Here is a 6330-nt window from a genome sequence, read left to right as displayed (position 1 = left end):
TGAACGCGTCATGGGAACGGTTCATGAAAAAAGCGGATCCGAAGAAAATGGAAGAAAAGCGCTTGAAGGAACAAGCCGAACTTGATGCCATTCCGACGAATACGTTCGGATGAAGGTACAAAAAAAGCCTGACTGCCATGTGGCGGTCGAGGCTTTTTTGATGATTAAGCAGCTAATCGTTTCTCGGACATACGCTGTGGGAGACTTGGTAACGCATCCTGTTGGAGGAGGCGTAAACCATTCAAGATAACGAGAATCGTCGATCCTTCGTGTCCAACGACAGCGAACGGCATGATCAAGAATTGTGACAAGTTCGATACGATCAATAAGAGAATGACACCGATCGCTAGCGTGATGTTTTGTTTGACGATCCGGTTCATCTTCCGGGCTTTATGCACAGCATAGGCAAGACGACCTAAATCATTTTTCATCAAGACGACGTCAGCGGTCTCAAGCGCAGCGTCCGTTCCTTCACCCATCGCAATCCCGACATGTGCTAATGCAAGGGCTGGGGCATCGTTAATGCCGTCACCGACCATCGCGACGGTCCGACCTTCTGTTTGGTATTGTTTGATGTAGCGTACTTTATCTTCCGGTAGGCACTCAGCGACGAAGTCCGTCAATCCCGCCTCACGTGAGATGGCAGCTGCCGTGACCGGATTATCACCAGTTAACATGATCGTTGCGATGCCGAGATCATTTAAGGCAGCAATCGCTGTTTTGGCTTCCGGACGAATCGTATCACGTAACGCATAAAGCGCTACGATCTGTGCTCCATTGCTGACATAAACGATCGTATGCCCTTGCTCTTTCAATGACTGTTCGATCGCGACGAATGGATCGTCTAAACCATCATGGAACGCCCGTTTACCGATACGATACGTGACACCATCGACAGTTGCTTCAATCCCGTATCCTGTCACATCTTTAAACGTTGAAGGTTCGCGGACATCGGTTTTTAAGTGATCGACGATTGCTTGGGCGAGTGGATGGTTCGACTGCGCTTCGATGGAAGCAACCGCTTGTTGGACTGCGCGGACGTCCATGCCTTCCGCATAACGACTTTCGGTGACGACGGGTTTCCCTGTTGTCAGTGTTCCCGTTTTATCGAAGACGATCGTATCGACTTGTCCGAGCGTCTCGATGTGGGCGCCTCCTTTAAAAAGAACGCCATTTTTCGCAGATGCGGCAATTGCAGACAAAGCAGCAGGTGTAATCGACGCAACAAGGGCACAAGGTGAGGCGACGACGAGAAGAATCATCGCGCGATAAATACTTGTCTCAAATGTCCAGCCAACGACGTAATGAGGGAGGACCATCATTAGTGCAACGACGAGGAGGACGATTTTGACATAACGGCTTTCGAAACGTTCGATGAACTGAGCAGATGGAGACTGTTCACTTTGTGCGTTTTGGACCATATGAATGATTTTTTGGAACAACGATTCGTCAGCAGCTTTCGTCATCTCAATCGTCAAGACACCATTCATGTTGACAGTCGAGTTATAAACGGTATCACCTGTTTGTTTTTCAACCGGAATCGATTCTCCTGTAATCGATGCTTCTTCGATCGCGGCTTGACCGCGAACGATGACACCATCGACTGGAATCCGCTCCCCAGGACGAACATAGACGAGGTTACCGATCGCTAATTGTTCGATTCCGACGACTTCGAGTTGACCGTTTGCATTCAGACGTGTTGCTTCCTCCGGTTGTAAGGACATCAAGCTTTGCAAGGCACGTTCGTTCTTATTCATCGTGTATGTCTCAAGGGCACCGGATAACGCAAAGATGAAGATGAGGATCGCACCTTCCATCCAGTAGCCGATGGCAGCCGCACCGATGGCAGCTAAAATCATCAACAATTCGACGTTCAACGTTTTTTCTTGATACGTCTCCGTCAATCCTTCCTTCGCTTTCGCATATCCTCCGATTACATAAGCCGATAAGTACAATGTGACATAAACGGCAGACGCCGTATTGAATTTTTCGAGTCCGTAAGCAACTAAAATCAATATTCCGCTAAACAATGCTAGAATCAATTCGTGATGCTCATCCCAAGCATGACGGAATACGGAACGCTGTTGAACATCGGTAGTAGTGGAAGTCGTCATATTAAAACTCCTTTCAAAATGTAAATGAGAAATGAAATCATTATAGAAAGAGAATGAGAATGTGATATATCAATGAGTTTAACTGATTGATAATGAGTTTCATTGTCTCTAGATTATAATTATTATTATCTGTAGAATTACTATACCATGCTTCAGTGAAAAGGAACAGGAAAGGAACTAGAAAGATGCAAAAAATTTTAACCCATCGGATTGGACTCGTCGTCTTTGCGTTACTGACGACTTTTTTGTGGGGCAGTGCGTTTCCCTTCATTAAAAAAAGTTATGACTTATTACAGATCACATCTTCCGAATACGGAGAGCAATTGCTGTTTGCGAGCTATCGTTTCTTTTTAGCAGGTGTGTTATTACTTGTCGTCAGTGTCTTCGTCTTCAAACAGACGATCACACTGAAGGAGCGGACTTACGCCTATAGTCGTCTCGGCTTCTTTTTGACGTTCTTGCAGTATGTCTTCTTTTATATCGGTCTATCTTTATCAACTGGCGTACAAGGATCAATCATTGCCGGATCGACTTCGTTCTTCCAGATGTTGCTGGCACATTTTCGATATGAAGACGATCGACTGAATCGATTTAAAGGACTCGCCTTATTCCTTGGATTCACAGGTGTCATCTTGGCCAACTGGCCACAAGGTGGGCAAGGTGTCTCGTTCGGTATAGGGGAAGGGCTGTTGATCGCAGCAATGGTTTCCGGGGCGTTCGGTAACTTGATTGCCAAAGAATACTCGGCACGTTATCCGGTGGCACCGATGACTGGATGGGCGATGGTCATTGGATCAATCGGTCTCTTTATCGCAGGAGTCATTCTCGATGGTCACGTCGCACCATTCACCTTTTCAACGACAAGTGCTTGGATGCTCATGTATCTTGCCTTCTTATCAGCGACTGGATTTACACTTTGGAATTTACTAATGAAATATAATCCAGTCAGTAAAGTGTCGTTGTTCATGTTCTTCGTACCGATCTATGGTGTCAGTTTATCGGCCTTGATTCTCGGCGAGACGATTCCACCGCAAGCGTTGCTTGGATTACTCTTCGTCGTCAGTGGTATCTTAGTCTCGACGTACCTTCCTGTATGGTTTCAAAAGCGAGGTTGACGAAGATTCAGAATCGTGCAAGAATAGTTTCAATCAAAGTAACTCCCAATCGTTCGTTGCTCAAGCCGACCTGTTCGGCTTTTTTCTGTACGGTCAAGTGAAGACCGATTCGGCCTTGTCTGAAAGGCTAGTGCGACTATAAAACGAAAGGAGATGAAAACGAATGGAACGGAATGAGATCGTTCGAAAGATCATTGCCACTCGTCGTCCACGTGATGAGTTTGCCCGGTTCGTCGTAACGTGCGTCAGTCAACAATTGAAGGAAACCCATGGAGATGTGGATGTGGAAATCATCGAGGCGGAGAGAGGTTACGATTCAGTGTGGTCAATCAACGGTCGAGAGGTCGTCGTGCTGCTCGAGACAGAAGAGCTGAAGCGTGCAAAAGAACAGCCGTATGCGATCGACGATAAGCTCTGGCGGAGTTTTCGGCAAGAAGGAATCGTGAAATAAAACAAAGGATCTTGCGCATCATTAGCGCAAGATCCTTTGTTTTAGATCCGGGATGATTCGTGACGTTTCGCGTATCGTAAGAGAAACGCAAGTGTCGCTAGAACCAGAACGAATAGACTGAAATAAAGCATAGCTGGAAGCAGAACGAACAAGCTACCAGCAATCGGTCCAAGGATCGAACCAAGACTAAAGGCAATCCCTGCAAGCAAGTTGCCCGTCGGAAGAAGGTGTCGCGGTAACTGTTCCGTCATATAGGCGACACCGAGCGAGTACGTCGAGCCAAGTGCCATCCCGCTAATAGCAAAAATCGCGAATAACCAACCATATCGCTCGAAGACGAAGCAAGCGATGAGGAAAGAAACGGAGCCAATCGAAAGAACGGTTACTAACGTCCGACGTTTTCCGAAGTGATCCGCAAGTCGTCCAAGTGGAAGTTGCATGATCAACGAGCTGACGACGAATGTCGTGATCAAGGTACTCGTCTCAGATAGACCGTACCCGTTACGCGTCGCAAAAACGGGAAAACTGGCATTCAGTGTGGCTTCGAGAAAACCATATGTAAAGCCAGGAAGTAACGTGAACCAAGCAGTTGATAGGACAAGTTTATACCGTGAGGCGGCGCTTTGCAGCTCCTCCGGCATGACGGATGACGGTTTTTCGTTCGGCATACGCGATAATAAGATCAAGACGATGACAGTCAATGTACCAGTCAACACGAATGGTAGCCAGTTGATGACATCGACGAGAGGTGCCGCAAGAGGACCGAGAGCAAAACCGAGACCGAATGCCATCCCGTATAGTGACATCGTTCGTCCTAACCGTTCATTTGGGGTAATGGACGTCACCCAAACCTGTGATCCATAGTGTAACGTCTGATCACCAAATCCGACGAGGAACCGTAAAATCATCCAAGCAATGACGCTTGGAAGAAGTGGAAATAAGAAAACCGCTACTGCAACAAGAGCGAGTCCAAACGAGATGACCGGAATATAACCACGTCGTCGTAGTGGACCTTCCATGAGAGGGGCGGCGACGATGACACCGATATAGAGAACGGCAGCGCTGAGACCGTTGATGAAAGCGGGGGTTCCTTGGCGTTCAAGTAAAATAGATAACAGTGGAATCAGCAGACCTTGCGTGAATCCGGAAATGAAGACGATCGATAAGATAAGAGCAAAACGACGTGACACAAGTAACGACGACCTTTCTTTTTTCTTTTAGCATAACACGCCCCAGTCACTGAAACAGGAGACTGGGGCGTGCTTCATTTATTTTCTTGTTCAAAACGTGTCGGACGCGGCATGTGCAGCAGATGTTCATCCCAATCTGTCTGATCGAACACTTCATCATGTTCGATACTGTGTGAAGCACGAATACCAACCATCATGACGAACAAGACCATACTGAACGTACCGATGATTGCGACAATACCTACGAGCCATTCCATCCCGGTCACCCCTTTTAGAAAAACAGAATGTGTCTACTTTGTGACATTTTTCCCGGGATGCCATCGTTCAAAACCTATTTTTGATTCTTAAAGCCGACTCGATTGTTTTGTGAAATCAATCTCAGGGTAATAAGCGTTTTTCACAAGCGCGTTCGGTCCAAGGCATTGCACCGCAGGGCAGTGACACGACAAGCTTTTATTCAGTTCTGTCTCTTGCCACTGGGCATACGCATCATTGAAAGACGTCTCATGAATCGTACCGAGCGAAGCGAGTTCGTCGCCGAAATCAGTCACGATGATTTCACCATCAAAGATGTTGACGTTAAGACGAGAACGACCATCTGGGTCATTGCGAACCGATACGTTTTTTTCTTGACGCAAGCGACGGTGCAATTCTAAATCTGCCTCTTCCATCGAACATGCGTAGAAAGGAAGTGTTCCGAACAACATCCAAACGTTCGGATCGCGGACGTCAAGCAAACGATGAATTCCGTCACGGATTTCAGATAAACTAGCTGCTTCGATCATTGACGCGAAGTCAGCGGGGTACATCGGGTGCACTTCATGACGGACACACCCCATATCGACGATTTCCTTATGAATCGCTTCAAGGTGTGGCAACGTCCGCTTATTGATCATCGTCTCTGCAGAAACGATGACACCTCGTGCATTCAGAACACGGGCATTCTCTTTCATCGTCTCGAAAAGTTTCGTCCGTGCTTCACGTGACGGTTTTCGTTCCATCATCGCAAAGCCACCATCGATGAAATCGTCGGCTGTTCCCCAGTTATGTGAGATGTGCAAGACATCTAGATAAGGAATGATTAATTCATAACGGGATAACGGAAGTGTTAAATTTGAGTTGATTTGGGTTTTAGCGCCACGTTCGTGGGCATACTTAAGTAAAGGGACGACATACTCCTTGACGGATTTCATTGAAAGCATCGGTTCTCCACCGGTGATTGAGAAGGCACGCAGATGTTCGATTTCATCCAGACGTTGAATGAGTAGTTCGACTGGGATTTCAGGTGACTCGCTACTGGATAACATGTAACCGACGGCGCAATGTTCACAGCGCATGTTACACAGTTTTGTCGTCGTGACTTCGATGTTCGTCAAACGGACGGTGCCGTATTGTTCAATGTCACGATAAGCTTCCCACGGATCGTTCGCAATCGTGATGGGTGATGATTGTGGCATAGG

At 47.0% G+C, this 6330-nt stretch carries 5 protein-coding genes and 1 pseudogene; 2 read left to right on the top strand and 4 right to left on the bottom strand.

Features of this window, described 5'->3' with window-relative positions; all coding sequences use genetic code 11:
- Nucleotides 1-164: 164 nt before the first annotated feature.
- A complete protein-coding gene (locus tag N179_RS16545; RefSeq protein ID WP_075643181.1) occupies nucleotides 165-2114 on the bottom strand; it encodes a heavy metal translocating P-type ATPase in 1950 nt (649 codons plus the stop codon).
- A 185-nt stretch (nucleotides 2115-2299) separates the two neighbouring features.
- Here N179_RS16545 and N179_RS16540 point away from each other — a divergent pair, with 185 nt between their 5' ends.
- Both N179_RS16540 and N179_RS16535 read left to right on the top strand, forming a co-directional pair.
- A complete protein-coding gene (locus N179_RS16540) occupies nucleotides 2300-3229 on the top strand; it encodes a DMT family transporter (protein WP_075643180.1) in 930 nt (309 codons plus the stop codon).
- Between the two features lie 163 nt (nucleotides 3230-3392).
- Nucleotides 3393-3680, top strand: coding sequence for a hypothetical protein (locus N179_RS16535; RefSeq protein WP_023467290.1), 288 nt, complete (start codon nucleotides 3393-3395; stop codon nucleotides 3678-3680).
- 41 nt (nucleotides 3681-3721) lie between these two features.
- On the opposite strand, the pseudogene N179_RS16530 reads toward N179_RS16535, so the two are convergent.
- From N179_RS16530 to yfkAB, 3 genes and pseudogenes are all read right to left on the bottom strand, one after another.
- Nucleotides 3722-4876, bottom strand: a pseudogene (locus tag N179_RS16530) (MFS transporter); the annotation flags it as partial.
- A gap of 68 nt (nucleotides 4877-4944) precedes the next feature.
- Entirely contained in the window at nucleotides 4945-5127 is a 183-nt protein-coding gene (locus N179_RS16525; RefSeq protein ID WP_023467292.1) for a hypothetical protein, read from the bottom strand.
- An 87-nt stretch (nucleotides 5128-5214) separates the two neighbouring features.
- Entirely contained in the window at nucleotides 5215-6327 is a 1113-nt protein-coding gene (gene yfkAB, locus N179_RS16520) for a radical SAM/CxCxxxxC motif protein YfkAB (RefSeq protein ID WP_035398770.1), read from the bottom strand.
- Nucleotides 6328-6330: the final 3 nt, after the last annotated feature.

Origin of the sequence: Exiguobacterium indicum HHS 31 (assembly GCF_001939065.1) — a bacterium.
GTDB lineage: Bacteria > Bacillota > Bacilli > Exiguobacteriales > Exiguobacteriaceae > Exiguobacterium_A > Exiguobacterium_A indicum.
This window is presented reverse-complemented; position numbering and strand designations above follow the sequence as displayed.

What these genes read in the sequence shown, in the direction of transcription:
- N179_RS16545 (WP_075643181.1), bottom strand. Translation starts at nt 2,114, where the DNA reads ATGACGACTTCCACTACTACCGATGTTCAACAGCGTTCCGTATTCCGT.
- N179_RS16540 (WP_075643180.1), top strand. Translation starts at nt 2,300, where the DNA reads ATGCAAAAAATTTTAACCCATCGGATTGGACTCGTCGTCTTTGCGTTA.
- N179_RS16535 (WP_023467290.1), top strand. Translation starts at nt 3,393, where the DNA reads ATGGAACGGAATGAGATCGTTCGAAAGATCATTGCCACTCGTCGTCCA.
- N179_RS16525 (WP_023467292.1), bottom strand. Translation starts at nt 5,127, where the DNA reads ATGGAATGGCTCGTAGGTATTGTCGCAATCATCGGTACGTTCAGTATG.
- yfkAB (WP_035398770.1), bottom strand. Translation starts at nt 6,327, where the DNA reads ATGCCACAATCATCACCCATCACGATTGCGAACGATCCGTGGGAAGCT.